Annotated in this window: 13 protein-coding genes; 6 read left to right on the top strand and 7 right to left on the bottom strand. The window is 44.2% G+C overall.

Going from position 1 to position 13,462, the window contains the following annotated elements; all coding sequences use genetic code 11:
- Positions 1-2: 2 nt before the first annotated feature.
- From IGI96_RS13785 to IGI96_RS13810, 6 genes are all read right to left on the bottom strand, one after another.
- A complete protein-coding gene (locus IGI96_RS13785; RefSeq protein ID WP_015509467.1) occupies positions 3-926 on the bottom strand; it encodes a phytoene/squalene synthase family protein in 924 nt (307 codons plus the stop codon).
- Entirely contained in the window at positions 916-2,403 is a 1,488-nt protein-coding gene (locus IGI96_RS13790; RefSeq protein WP_005235239.1) for a phytoene desaturase family protein, read from the bottom strand. The genes IGI96_RS13785 and IGI96_RS13790 overlap by 11 nt, the downstream gene beginning before the upstream one ends.
- Positions 2,400-3,116: an ABC transporter ATP-binding protein gene (locus IGI96_RS13795; RefSeq protein WP_005225713.1), complete on the bottom strand. Its 717-nt coding sequence runs from the start codon at positions 3,114-3,116 to the stop codon at positions 2,400-2,402. Before IGI96_RS13795 ends, IGI96_RS13790 begins: the two co-directional genes overlap by 4 nt.
- 11 nt (positions 3,117-3,127) lie before the next feature.
- Positions 3,128-4,192: an ABC transporter permease gene (locus IGI96_RS13800; protein ID WP_005235249.1), complete on the bottom strand. Its 1,065-nt coding sequence runs from the start codon at positions 4,190-4,192 to the stop codon at positions 3,128-3,130.
- A 314-nt stretch (positions 4,193-4,506) separates the two neighbouring features.
- A complete protein-coding gene (locus IGI96_RS13805; RefSeq protein ID WP_005225715.1) occupies positions 4,507-5,166 on the bottom strand; it encodes an HD domain-containing protein in 660 nt (219 codons plus the stop codon).
- Positions 5,156-6,079: a dihydrodipicolinate synthase family protein gene (locus IGI96_RS13810; protein WP_438785226.1), complete on the bottom strand. Its 924-nt coding sequence runs from the start codon at positions 6,077-6,079 to the stop codon at positions 5,156-5,158. The genes IGI96_RS13805 and IGI96_RS13810 overlap by 11 nt, the downstream gene beginning before the upstream one ends.
- A 337-nt stretch (positions 6,080-6,416) precedes the next feature.
- Here IGI96_RS13810 and IGI96_RS13815 point away from each other — a divergent pair, with 337 nt between their 5' ends.
- Genes IGI96_RS13815 through IGI96_RS13825 form a run of 3 tightly spaced genes read left to right on the top strand, consistent with a single transcriptional unit; the run spans position 6,417 to position 10,628 of the window.
- On the top strand, positions 6,417-8,249 hold the full coding sequence (locus IGI96_RS13815) for a beta-glucoside-specific PTS transporter subunit IIABC (protein ID WP_375838625.1): 1,833 nt from the start codon (positions 6,417-6,419) through the stop codon (positions 8,247-8,249).
- A 46-nt stretch (positions 8,250-8,295) separates the two neighbouring features.
- The gene (locus IGI96_RS13820) at positions 8,296-9,759 is read left to right on the top strand and encodes a glycoside hydrolase family 1 protein (protein WP_005235257.1); all 1,464 of its coding nucleotides are present in this window, start codon (positions 8,296-8,298) and stop codon (positions 9,757-9,759) included.
- A gap of 20 nt (positions 9,760-9,779) precedes the next feature.
- Entirely contained in the window at positions 9,780-10,628 is an 849-nt protein-coding gene (locus IGI96_RS13825; RefSeq protein WP_375838624.1) for a PRD domain-containing protein, read from the top strand.
- A gap of 65 nt (positions 10,629-10,693) precedes the next feature.
- Here IGI96_RS13825 and IGI96_RS13830 read toward each other — a convergent pair whose 3' ends face one another.
- Positions 10,694-11,059 carry an HIT family protein gene (locus IGI96_RS13830; protein ID WP_005225720.1) on the bottom strand — a complete coding sequence of 122 codons (366 nt, stop codon included), beginning with the start codon at positions 11,057-11,059 and terminating at the stop codon, positions 10,694-10,696.
- A 210-nt stretch (positions 11,060-11,269) separates the two neighbouring features.
- On the opposite strand from IGI96_RS13830, the gene IGI96_RS13835 reads away from it, so the two are divergent.
- From IGI96_RS13835 to IGI96_RS13845, 3 genes are all read left to right on the top strand, one after another.
- On the top strand, positions 11,270-12,250 hold the full coding sequence (locus IGI96_RS13835) for an aldo/keto reductase (protein WP_005235260.1): 981 nt from the start codon (positions 11,270-11,272) through the stop codon (positions 12,248-12,250).
- Between the two features lie 88 nt (positions 12,251-12,338).
- Complete coding sequence (locus IGI96_RS13840; protein WP_005235261.1) at positions 12,339-12,743, top strand: MerR family transcriptional regulator; 405 nt, start codon at positions 12,339-12,341, stop codon at positions 12,741-12,743.
- A gap of 66 nt (positions 12,744-12,809) precedes the next feature.
- The gene (locus IGI96_RS13845; RefSeq protein WP_144808498.1) at positions 12,810-13,370 is read left to right on the top strand and encodes an NAD(P)H-binding protein; all 561 of its coding nucleotides are present in this window, start codon (positions 12,810-12,812) and stop codon (positions 13,368-13,370) included.
- The last annotated feature ends 92 nt before the right edge of the window (positions 13,371-13,462 follow it).

The raw sequence follows: 13,462 nt of genomic DNA on the forward strand, positions 1-13,462 counted from the left end.
AGTCAGCCCTCCCAACGTTCCTGACGAAGCATTTTTTTCGCGGTAAACAAAAGTTGGATTTTCCGTTGTTTCGGTACCGCTGTTTTTTCAGCAAAGACTTGATAGTTGTTTTTGCGAATCACAGTCAAGATTTCCCGATAGATCAAAGCAGCTGCTAATAGAGCTTCACGGCAATCCTCATCGATTTGCGGCATCATGACAAAAGATTCTTGATAAAGCGTCTCTGCCAGTTGCGCCTCGTGTTCCCACATCTCGATAAACTGTGGGTTTTGATTACCAGCTGCTAAAGCCTCTCGCGAAAGGTTGTATTGCGCCAAGACCGTTTGCGGCAAATAGATGCGGCCCATCCGCAGATCCTCGCCAATATCACGTAAAATATTGGTGCGCTGCATCGCTTCACCCAATTTGATGGCGGGCTCTTGAATCGCAGCGGCTGCTTGCGAGAGAATCGGCAAGAGCATCAGACCTACACTGCCAGCTACGTAGTAACTATAGTCAGAAAGCTCTTTTTCAGAGGTGGGCTGCTGGAAGTCAAGGTCTTGTTTTTGCCCCACCAATAGGTCGAAAAAGGGTTGAAATTGCAGATCAAACTGTTGGAAAGAAAGGGTCAATGCCCGCCAAATGGCTTCATCAGGATCTTCTTCCTTGACGGCTTGCGGCAAGTCGATCGCATCGTCTGAAACTTGTTTTTGCATTTCTTCCAAGCGTTTTTTCATGGCTTCGATCAACAATGGGTCTTGCTTTTCATCGACGGCATCATCGGCACGTCGGCAAAAGGCGTAGACGGCATAGACGGCGCGGGCTTTGTCTTTTGGCAATTGAGAAAAGGCGGTATGAAAATTTTTCGAATGCTTTTTTATGATGGCCTCACAGTATAAAAAATCGTTGTCGTATTCATCAAAGACGCTTAATGATTTAACGGTCATCTTTTAACAACTCCTCCACAGCTAACTTGGCACTTTGCATCACGATTGGCACACCCGCTCCTGGATGCGTACTACTGCCGCAGAAGTATAGGCCTTCTGCATAATCAAATTTATTATGGGGACGATAGTAGTTGCTTTGGGCTAAGGTCGGTTTCAAGCCAAATGTCGCACCGTTGTAGGCATTGAACCGATCATTGAACGTATCTGGCGTATACATTTTTTCATACACGATGTGTTCATCGATATCCGTAAAGATCGTTTTTTCTTTTAATAATCCAATGATCTGCTGGCGGTAGCTTTGGATCGTTTCATCCGTCCATTGATCAAATTTAGATAATTCAGGTACTGGGACTAAAACATAAAGACCTTCTTGACCATCAGGTGCTAAGGAAGCATCTTTCAGGGTTGGACGATACAAGTAGAAGGAAGGATCTTCTGGCAGCTTGCCAGCCTCGAAAAGATCATCTACATTGCGTTTGAAATCATTGGCAAAATAAATGCTGTGGAGTGCGCTATCCTCATATTTTTTGTCCAGTCCTAAATAAAGCAAGAAACAAGAACAAGAATAATCCATCGAAGCGATTTTTTGATTGGTGTATTTGCCGCGTTTTGATTCATCAGGAATCAAGCTTTCCATGGCATAAGGAAAATCAGCCGCACAAATCACGGCATCTGCGGTGATCGTTTCTCCATTGACACGAACGCCTTTGGTTTGCTTGTTTTCGATCAATAATTCATCGATCGGGGTATTGTAATGGATCGTACCGCCTAATTCTTGGAACAAACGTGCCATACCAGTGGCTAACGTATACATGCCGCCTTTGATGAAATAGACCCCATACATCAATTCGATCATAGGAATGATCGTATAAAGAGACGGCCCTTGATAAGGGGAGACACCGATATACAAGGTTTGAAACGCCAATGATTTACGCAGGCGATCATCTTTGACAAATTTAGAAATGGAAGAGTAGGCGTCACTAAACGTTCGCAGCTTTAACCCTGCCCATAATGATTTGGGATTGTAAAAATCTCGCCATGTCCGAAACGACTTGGTGATGAAGGACTCTTTGGCGATCACATAGCGTTTGTAAATATCTGCTAAAAAGGCAAAATAGCCTTGAGCATCTTCTTCTGAGATCGCTTCTAGCGTTTTGGTCAATTCTACTAAGTCATTTGAGAAGGTCAGCGGTTCGTCTTGGGCAAAATACAGCTGCAGCATCGGATCGACTTTCTCCATAGGAATATAGTCATTCGGATCAACGCCAGCAAATTCAAACACTTCACGATAAATTTCAGGCATCATCACGATGGTGGGGCCCACATCAAAGGTAAAGCCGTTTTCCTTGATCTGATTCATTTTGCCCCCAGGTTGACCTTCTTTTTCGTAGAGGGTGACGTCATAGCCAAGTTTTTGCAAACGGACAGCAGCAGCTAATCCTGACACGCCCGCACCGACAACAATAATTTTTTTCATGCTTGCTCCTTCTGCGAATCATCTGATTCGGCTTCTTTTTTCGTGTGTTCTTTTTCTTCTAAAACGCCATCTTTCATGACGAGAACCCGATCACAATAATCTGTTAAACGGGTATCATGGGTCACCATAATGGTGGCTTTTTGTTTTTCTTTGGTTTCTTTTGCTAAGATTTTGACGACTTCGACGGCTTTTTTTGAATCAAGACTCGCCGTTGGTTCATCTGCCAATATGATGGTGGGATCATGATAGAGCGCTCGGGCAATAGCCACCCGCTGTCTTTCACCACCAGAAAGTTCATCGGGGTATTTGTTCTGCAGCTTTTCGATCCCAAGTTGTTCAAACAATTCAGTTGCTGATTGCTCTTGGGTTTCTTTGCTGACCTTATCCACTAATTGGAGTTGCTTTTTGACCGTCAAAAAAGGGACAAGGTTGGAAGCTTGTAAAATAAAGCCGATCTTTTTGAAACGAGTTTTTGCCCGTTGCTTTTCTTTTTGTTTACTGAAGGGTTCGTCATTGATAAACACTTCGCCTTCAGAGGGGGCTTGCAGACCACCGGCGATCGTTAGAAAGGTACTTTTCCCAGAGCCAGAAGGACCGATGATGGCGACAAATTCGCCTTTTTCTACCGAAAAGTTGGTTTCTTTCAAGGCTTCAATTGTCGCGTCCCCATCTTTAAATGATTTTTTGACTTGTTTGAATTCAATGGCACTCATGTTTTTTCCTCCTATCCGATTGCTTTCAATGGGTCGATTTTTACAATCGTTCGCACCGAGAAGAAAGCACCTAGCATCGCGATCAGAATCATCATGACACTAATACTAGCAAAGAATAATAGATTGATTTGGAATGGCACTGCCGCAGGTAACACGAGGGCGGTACCGATCGTTGCCAAACCACCGATCAAAACACCCGAGGTTGCCAATAAGAACGTTTGGGCGATCACCGAAAAAGCAATGTAGCGGCTAGAGATCCCTTGAGCTTTCATGACACCAAAAATTTCTGATTTTTGCATCGTTAGCACATAGATAAAAATACCGATAACGATGGCAGCGATCACGATCAAGAACCCGATCATAAAGCCAAAGGTCAGCACTTGTGCGTTGTAACCAGGCAATTCATTAATAAATTTGCTGATATCCGTGGCGACCAGATCATCTGGCACTTCTTTGATTTTGCCACGAGTCACGATCGCGTTGATACGGGCATTTTCAGAATCATCTTCTTTTTCAAAACGAATTTCTTGATAGGCACCGATCGAGGTGTAGAGGACCGGAGCGACACTGAAGCGGGCGTTATCTGTAAAACCGACGATTTTCAATTTTTTGTCACTGCCTGCTAATTTGATGGTGTCACCAATGGAAATCCCGTATTCTTCCTCAATACTGCTGTCGGCGACCGCTTCATCATCTGAAGCAAACATCTCGCCATCGGTAATATTGGGTGCTAAAAATTGATCTGGATCAATGCCGAAAAAGGTGACATCGACTTTTTCACCGTTGTCTTCTTTGGTCACAACTCCAGCGGTTTGCGCCAAAACTGCTTTTTCTGGTGCATCGACTTCATCATAAAGACTGCGAGGAAGCATCGACATGTTTAAATTATCATTTGCTTCTTCGGTCAACAAAATTTGATCTGCCTCCCATTTGTCGACCGCCATCCGATTATCTTGAGCCAACCCATAAGCTAACCCAGTTAAAAAAAAGACCAAATAGGCGATTAAAAACATGACCCCTGTGACTAGGGCGTAACGCAATTTGGAATGGCGTATTTCATTGATTGCCAAAAACATAACGATTCCTCCTAATATTTTATCACTTGATAAAATAAAAATACCATTTTTTTTATTTTCAGCAAACTATCTTGCTTACAAAGAGTAAATTCAGTGAAAAAAGGAAGGTTATTTAGAAGGGGCGTCTGTTGATTGAAGAAAACCACTTGCTGCCCTTTGATTTGAATAGGAGGGTAGGAGCAGCGAAGGGGCGGGGGATTTTAGTGGAGAAAGAACGTTTAGAATAACAGTAAAAGCCCTCTGATTCAGTGCAGACACAACTGCGGCGCTGAATCAGAGGGTTCCTATTTGAAGTCTGGTGCTGGATCAAAGTGTCAATCGTCAGTTTCTTTGCTTGTAGCGATAACTAACGGCACGATTTTTTCAAAGGAGTGACGGAAGCTTTCAGGTTGTGCTAATTTTTGATAGATGATCGCCAAACCGTCTTGGTTTTTGCGATAATCCAACCAAACCTTCAGCTCACTTTGAGGACCGTATTTCTTTGAAATGTACTGATACGCTTCATGATGCAATTGTTCTAAATCTGTCAGCTGCTTTTTCTCATAAGCAAAAAGCAAGGTTCGCTTGAGGATTCGCTCAAAATCTAAGTCGCGATCGGCTTCGGAAATAATTTTGCCATAAAGCGAGCGAGGCTCATAGGGCAGCGAGGCGCGATGATCTTCTACAGCTTCGCCGATCATTGAAATGACTGGAGGAGAGAAAAAGCGTGGCAACACAGCATCTTGTTCAACGATCTTGCGGGAATTGCTTTCGTGGTTTTTACGGCCATAGAGCAAGCCGATATCATGGTAGGCAGCTACCGTATAGACGATATTCAGGTCAACGGGCAATGTTTCAGCAATCTCAAAACTATTTTGGATCACTTGGTGGACGTGCGCTGGGGAGTGACTGCTATCCAATTGGTTGTATTGCGGGATGATGGAGCTTTCAATATAGTGCTTTAGTTGTGGATCAATCGGTGCATCAATCTTCATTTGTCTGGTTCTCCTGCCTTTCATGTGCTAGATGAGGAAGAATTGAGCCAGTGCCAAACCGATCAATTGTTGCTAGACCTAGCGGCTGACGACAAAAGCCAAAGGGCTGTCCATCAATGGTGATTTGCTGCTTGAGCCACGGAAGGTAACTGATGGTATTGGTTGGATCGCCAGCAGCTGCTTGTTCCATATTCTGCCATTCATTCGACGTAGAAATCGTTGCATCACCTTTCAATAAGCCCTGCCAAATCACCTGGATCTCCTTGCGACAAAGGTTTCCTGCCATTGATGACAGCCCGTTAAACCCTAGTGCGACCTTTTCCGCCAAGTCCGCTTCACCACCAGCATAAAAGCGAAAATCGGCAGCCGTCTTTGTTTTTAGTTGAGGCACTCGCTCCTTCCTGCCAGCTTCTTTTAAGCCGATCACCCGAGGGTCAGCGATCAAGGTCAAGATACTTTCTGCAGATAAATCAAAGCCCGTGCGGTGGGGATTGTTGTATAAAATAACTGGTTTTTCGCAAGTATGGATCAATCCCTGAGCATAGAGCACGGCTTCCTTTTGCGTCAGGCAAAGATAAGGGGGAAAGCCTAAAACCACACCATCGATTCGGGGATTTTTGCTGATTGCTTCTGCCAACGCGAGCGTTTCATGAAATACGATGCCAGCTAAACCGAAGAGGACTTCGAAATCGGCTGCCCAGCTGGTTTCTTGCGCTAAGTCATGTAGAAGCTGTTTTTTTTCTGTTAAGGTCAATGAGTGCTGTTCACCGGTGGAGCCGCACACCAAAACCGATTTGATCCCTTGCTTTTGCAGTTGCAAGATATGAGCGATCGTCCTTTTCGTGTCAAGTCTTTCTGCATGATCAAATGCTGTGGGGACGGCAATATGCAGTGAGTGATTCAATGGAGTCATCCGATTCATCCTTTCTTGTGATACGTTTACTCAGCGATGTTCTTCTTGCTTCTGGTGCAAGCCAAGGAAGACGAAACAACTGATTATCCACTAAGTGTAGCAAACTTCCAGATTCAGAAAAAGACTTGAGGAAAATTTTTTAAAAACAGTGGTTGCGTTTTCAAATGAAGCATGGTATTATGCAAGTAATAAAACAGGCATGTGACTGGTAATGCAGGCAGGACCTATAAAAAACATGGAAGGGATCGTTGGATTCCGTTCAATGTTTTTGTAGGTGTTGCCTGCTTTTTTCTTTGTTTGGCCAACAAAGGAAAACTAATTAAAGGAGAAGAAAATTATGAATCTAAAAGAAACGGCAACTGCCATCGTTGAGTTGATTGGCGGAAAAGAAAATATCGCACATTTGGAACATTGCTCCACACGCTTGCGCTTTACCTTAAAAGACAATGGCCTCGTACAAAAAGATGCCTTGGAAAAAGTCGATGGCGTGATTGGGGTGCGACAAAATGTCCAATGCCAAGTCATCATCGGCAATGATGTCGTCGAAGTGTATGATGAGGTTATGAACGTGTTAGGTCATGAGCTAACAGCGGATGGAGGAAGTGAAGGCAAACAAAAACAATCGTGGGGTGCGGTCCTGCTTGATTTTATTATCTCGATTTTTCAACCGTTGATTCCAGCAGTCGCTGGAGGGGGCGTCTTGAAATCCTTACTGTTACTTGCTTCTGTCACTGGATTGATGGACAATACGAGCCAGACGTATCAAATTTTGAATCTGATCGGTGGCGCACCATTGTATTTCTTACCGATTTTAGTGGCGATCACCACGGCAAATAAATTAAAGGTCAACCAATTGGTGGCGGTTTCCGCTGTCGGTGCCTTGATTTTGCCTGAACTAACGACACTATTGACAGATGGCGCAGCGTTCATGGGCTTCGGTTTACAAAATATCGCTTATGCGTCACAAGTATTTCCAGCCATTTTAACGGTTTTATTTTACGCTCAAATTGAAAAGCTGTTTACCCGAATCTCACCAAAACCGATCCGTATCTTCTTTGTTCCAATGATGAGCTTAGTTATTACGGTTCCAGTTGCTTTATTGATTTTAGGCCCATTAGGCTTTGAAGTCGGAACGATTTTTTCAGCAGCGATCATTTGGCTGTATGCCCATTTAGGTTGGGTGGCAACAGGGATTTTAGCCGCTGTTTTACCATTGATGGTGGTTACTGGTATGCACAAAGCCATGATTCCCTATGCTGTTTCGTCCATGAGTGAGATGGGGGCAGAGCTGTTATACTTGCCTGCCTCATTGGCACATAACATCGCAGAAGCTGGTGCTTGTTTTGCGGTGAGTGTTCGGACCAAAGACCAAAAACTTCGTTCAACCGCTGTTTCTGCAGGCATCTCCGCCCTTTTTGGCATCACCGAGCCTGCTTTGTATGGGGTGACGATCCTGCATAAACGAGTGCTTTACGGCGTGATGGCTTCCAGCCTAGTTGGTGGTGCGGTGGCTGGTTTGTTTGCCATCAAGGCCTTCGCATTAGTTGGCCCTGGTCTAGCAAGTATCACTATGTTCGTGGATGAAGCCAACCCGATGAATCTTGTGTGGGCATTGGTCACGTTAGGGGTATCCTTTGCTGTTTCTTTTGTCCTTGTCCTTTTCTTATTCAAAGACAAAGTGGTAGAAAATAAGACGACTGTTGCCGATCCCAAAGCCGAAGTATTGAGCAAACCAGTAGATGGGCAAGTGGTAGCTTTATCTGAAGTCAACGATGAAGTCTTTTCAAGCGGTATGATCGGAGAAGGGTTCGGGATCATACCGACGTCTGGCGAATTGATCGCACCGGAAGATGGCGAAATCACGATGTTGTTTGAAACCAACCATGCGATCGGGTTAAAAACTCGTAATGGCGCAGAATTGCTCTTTCATATCGGCTTGGATACCGTTCAATTAGAAGGCAAACACTTTACCCCTTACGTGAAAGCGGGGGATCAAGTGAAACAAGGGCAACCCCTGATTCAATTTGATCTAGATGCCATCAAAGCAGCTGGGTTTGATCCAATCGTGATCTGTGTGGTCACCAATCAAGAGAACTTTACTGTCAAACCGATCGAATCAACCGATGAGCGCAACGAACAAGGTGTTTTATCGATTGCACCGATCGTCTAAACCAATGAGCAATGCAACAAAAACAATGTAAAAGGGGATTGAAAAAATGACTGAAACAACTTTTCCAAAGGACTTCTTATGGGGTGGCGCTATCGCCGCAAATCAAGTAGAAGGGGGATGGAATCTTGGCGGCAAAGGCTTGTCGGTAGCGGATGTGGCTACTTACAAACCTCATGTCGACGTGAAAAACTTTGCAGCACATATGAGCGTGACTGTTGAAGCCGTCAAAGAAGCAATGGCGGATTCAACGGATACCATCTATCCAAAACGCCGAGGGATCGACTTCTATCATCGCTATCCAGAAGATTTGGCTTTATTTGCGGAGATAGGTTTTAAAGTATTGCGTTTATCGATTGCATGGACCCGATTGTTCCCAACTGGGGAAGAAACGACACCCAATCCAGAAGGGATCGCTTTTTACCGCAATGTCTTCCAAGAAATGCAGCGTTTGGGAATCAAACCGATCGTAACGTTGTCTCACTATGAGATGCCGTTAGCGCTTAGCTTGAAGTACAATGGCTGGGTGGAACGTAAAGTGATCGATGACTTTGTCCGTTTTGCGACCGTTTGCTTTGAAGAATTTGGGGAGTATGTGGAGTATTGGCTGACCTTTAACGAAATCGACAGTATCCATCGTCATCCCTTTACAACAGCAGGTCTCATTCCTGAGCAATCAGAAGCTGGTAAGGAAGAGCAAGACGTGTATCAAGCCCTCCATCACCAATTTGTGGCCAGCTCATTAGTGACAAAAATCGCCCATGAAATAAATCCCGACAACAAAGTCGGCTGTATGATCACGAAGTTGATGACGTATCCATTGACTTGTGACCCATTGGATGTTGAATTAACTTTAAAGAAAAACTTGGAAAATGATTTTTATGCGGACGTTCAAGTCAAAGGTGCTTATCCGCGAATGATTGAAAAAGATCTGGAAAAACGGGGCATCAAGATTGAAATGGCACCAGAAGACCGCCAAATCTTAAAAGATCACACCGTTGATTTTCTTTCTTTCAGTTATTATATGTCTATGGCTGAATCAGGCGACCCACATGCGGAACGGACACCGGGCAATACGGTTTTAGGGGTAAAAAATCCCAAGCTGCCGTCAACTGAATGGGGCTGGCAGATCGATCCTAAAGGCTTGAAAATCTCCTTGCTTTCATTGTATGATCGGTATCAAGTGCCATTAATGATCGTTGAAAATGGTATGGGCGCCGTCGATGTCCTTGAAGACGGCCAAGTGCATGATCCGTATCGGGTCGATTATTTCAAGGCACACTTCAAACAAATGAAGGAAGCCATCGATGAAGGGGTCGATTTGATTGGTTATACTTCTTGGGCACCGATCGATCTGGTCAGTGCTGGTACGTCACAAGTGACGAAACGCTATGGCTTCATTTATGTGGATGCCGATGATGAAGGAAACGGCAGTTATGACCGTTTGAAAAAAGATTCCTTCGACTGGTACAAAGAAGTGATCGCCACCAATGGCGCGAGTTTGGCAGAATAAACAGTGAGGAGCGAGAGTGCATGATTTACATCAAGAAAGTCTTAAATTCAAGTGTCGTACTTGTTGATAAGGAAGGCCAAGAAATGATTGCACTTGGGAAAGGCATCGGCTATGGAAAGAAAGTCGGCGACAGCATAGCCGATACCCAGATCGATCAAGTTTTTCTGCCAATCGATGAAAAAAAATCAGGTCAGTTTGCCAATTTAGTGGATGAGATTCCGTTGTACTATTTTGAAATGACCAAAGAAATCGTCCAGCTGGCGCAAAAAATGCTGCCATATCCGCTAAATTCAACGATTTACCTCACCTTATCGGATCACTTGCACTTTGCTGTAGAACGTCAGCAAAAAGGCTTGAGTGTGACGAATCGGCTCTATTGGGAAATCAAGAATTACTATACAGAGGAATTTCGAGCCGCCGAACAGGCACTACGCTTGTTGAAAGAGAAGTATCAAATTGAGCTGCCAGAAGAAGAAGCCTCCAATATCGCGTTTCATTTGATCAATGCCCAGTCGAACACCGAGGAAAATCAAGATGGGTTGAAAAAGGCCAAATTGATCGGGTTGATCGTCAATATGGTGCGCTACTCGATCCAGCAAGACGTCAACACCAATTCGATCCATTACAATCGCTTTATCACCCACGTGCGTTTCTTCGTTGACCGATTCTTTTTGGATGGTCTGCTGCAAGAAGATGATGAAGGACTATACCGTCAAATGTGGGCTCTTTATCCGAATGCTATGGAGATCGCGACAAAAGTCAAAGCCTATATCGATAAAGAATACCAAACGAAGATCCCTGTCAATGAAATCGTCTATCTAGGCGTTCATATCAATCGATTGATGAATCATTCAGCGATCAATTCCTAAGCGTCCTCATTTTAACAAACATAAACAAGCCGTTTCCCTTTGCTGGAGAAACGGCTTGTTTGTGTTTAGTAGGCTTGCTTGTTAGGAATCACGCCTCGAACGCCACCTTTTGGCTGCTCTACGTCGCCTTGGTAGCGTGGGATCAAATGACAATGGCAATGAAAGACCGTCTGTCCAGCAGCCTCCCCGCAATTGAAGCCGATGTTGAAGCCGTCTGGTCGATAGGTTTCCAATAAATAAGCTTTGCCTTCCTGCAACAAAGCCTGCAAGTCTTGTAATTCCTCTTGGGTGAGAGCAAAGTAATCTCTGCGATGCGCTTTGGGGATCAATAGCAAGTGTCCAGGGGTGACGGGGTACTTATCAGCGATCGCATAAAAGCGTTCGTTTTCAATGATCGCATGTTTTGAGGCAGTACAAAAAATACAAGTCAAAATCTTTCGCTCCTTTTTCTCGGCTAGATAGCGTATCAATACTTATCTTTAGTGTACCAAAAGCTGATTTAAAAGAATACACAATGCTAATGAAATGGCATTTGGGATCATTTGCGAGTAAAATGAAAAAAAAGTTTGCTGATTCGCTTGACTTAGAGTGCACTTCAACCTGTATGCTTAGTGTAACTTGAAAAACAGGAGGACGAGCAAATGAACTATGTAAAATTTGGCAATACGGGACTTGATGTGTCACCTTTATGTTTAGGGACAATGGGATTTGGCGATCCCAATAGTGGCTTTCATGAGTGGGTGTTAGAAGAAGCCGACAGTCGGGAAGTCATCAAAAAAGCCTTGGATCTAGGTATCAACTTTTTTGACACGGCAAATGTCTATTCTTATGGAGCGAGCGAAGAAATCGTCGGTCGAGCATTGAATGATTTTGCGCCGCGAGATGAGATCGTGGTTGCCACAAAACTGTATTCAAAAATGAAGCAACGGCCAAACAGTGGAGGGCTGTCTCGAAAAGCGATCTTTTATCAAGTCGAACAAAGCTTAAAACGCCTGCAAATGGACTACATTGATCTGTATATCATCCATCGTTGGGATTACCACACGCCAATTGAAGAAACCATGAAGGCATTACATGATTTGGTAGTTTCTGGAAAAGTACGCTATATCGGCGCATCTGCGATGTACGCTTGGCAATTTGCCAAAGCACAAGCAGTCGCTGAAAAAAATGGCTGGACCAAATTTGTTTCGATGCAAAATCACTTGAACTTGCTTTATCGAGAAGAAGAGCGAGAAATGATGCCCTTGTGTGCCGATCAAAAAATTGCCGTGACGCCATATAGCCCATTGGCTGCCGGACGGTTAACAAGAGATTGGGGTGCAGAGACCAAACGGTACTTAACGGATAAAACCGCCAATCAAAAGTACGACAAAACGATGGAACAAGACCGGGAGATCGTGGCACGAGTCGCAAAGATCGCTGACAATCACCAAAGCAAACGGTCGCAAATCGCCTTGGCTTGGTTATTGCAAAAAGAACAAGTGGTCGCACCAATTATTGGCGCAACAAAAGAAAGTCATTTATTGGATGCTTTACCTGCCCTTGATCTAAAGCTGACTGCCGAAGAGATTGCTTATTTGGAAGAGCCTTACTTGCCTCATGCAGTGGTAGGAGCGGAATAATCAGACACAGTCAAAAGCGGCTCCTTGATTAAAGAGGGAATACACCGCGAATGAGGAAGAAAAAACGCGAAACAAAGGGAGTGAAGCCATGAATATCAAAAAAGTCAGTGAACTGAGCGGTGTCTCAGCTGATACCATCCGTTACTATGAAAAAATTGGGCTGATTCCGCCGGTCAAACGCAATAAAAACGGTGTTCGTGAATTTGATGATGACGACTTAAAATGGATCACCTTTACCAGGCAAATGCGCAACGCTGGACTATCGATTGATGGACTGAGTCATTACCTGGCTTTATTTGAAGAAGGGCGAGGGACGGTTCCTGAGCGCAAGCAGCTGTTAGCCGAACAAATTGCAGTTTTGCGGGAGAAAATCTCAGATATGACGGAAGCTGTTGAACGTTTAGAATACAAATTGGAACATTACGACGAGCATGTTCTGCCGACAGAAGAACGGTTACGTCAACGAAAAGCCAATTTGGTCACTAAGTCTTAATGACTGAATTCGCTGCTATGGAAATTGACACGTTCTGCTCAATGGAATCCAATAGAAAGGAAGCTTATGAAACGACTTGCGATTTTAGGTGCTGCTGGAACGATTGGGCAGCTGACACGCCAAACACTTTTAGAAAGAACCAATTTCTCCCTAGTACTCTATGCCCGCCAGGCAACGGAGCGTTTGCAACAGATTGATGCTGCGCGTGAGACGATCATTGATGGTGACTTTCTCGATTTAGGACGACTCGTTCGGGCATTGCAAGGTTGCCAGTCGGTTTTTTTGACGGATATCCATGATCCGCGGGCAACGCTGCGGGTGATCGAGGCGATGAAATTAGCAGAGGTCAGCCAATTGATCAGTGTCGCACCAGAAAGAAACCTTTGTCATTCAGAGGCATTAAAGCAATTGGTGTCCGCAACTGATCTTTCCCTTTCCCCGAAAAAGCATCAGCTGCTTTTGCAGCAAAAAAATCGCTTGATGTCCTATCAATTGATTAAAGGATCAGAATTGTCGGTTTACTTTGTTCATTTGCCGTCAGAGAAGAAACGTATGGCGAATAGAAGAGCATGGCGGGAATCTGTTGTAGAAGAAATCCTTTTCGCTTGTGATTGCTGTGCAGCTTAACAGCAATCTTAAAGGAATGAAAAAATAGCAGAATACTTTCTTGAAGGTCAGAATCAATTTTTTCATGTTTTCATGAAAAAATTGGTTCTTTC

Source organism: Enterococcus sp. DIV0421 (genome assembly GCF_051713745.1).
Taxonomy (GTDB): domain Bacteria; phylum Bacillota; class Bacilli; order Lactobacillales; family Enterococcaceae; genus Enterococcus_D; species Enterococcus_D casseliflavus.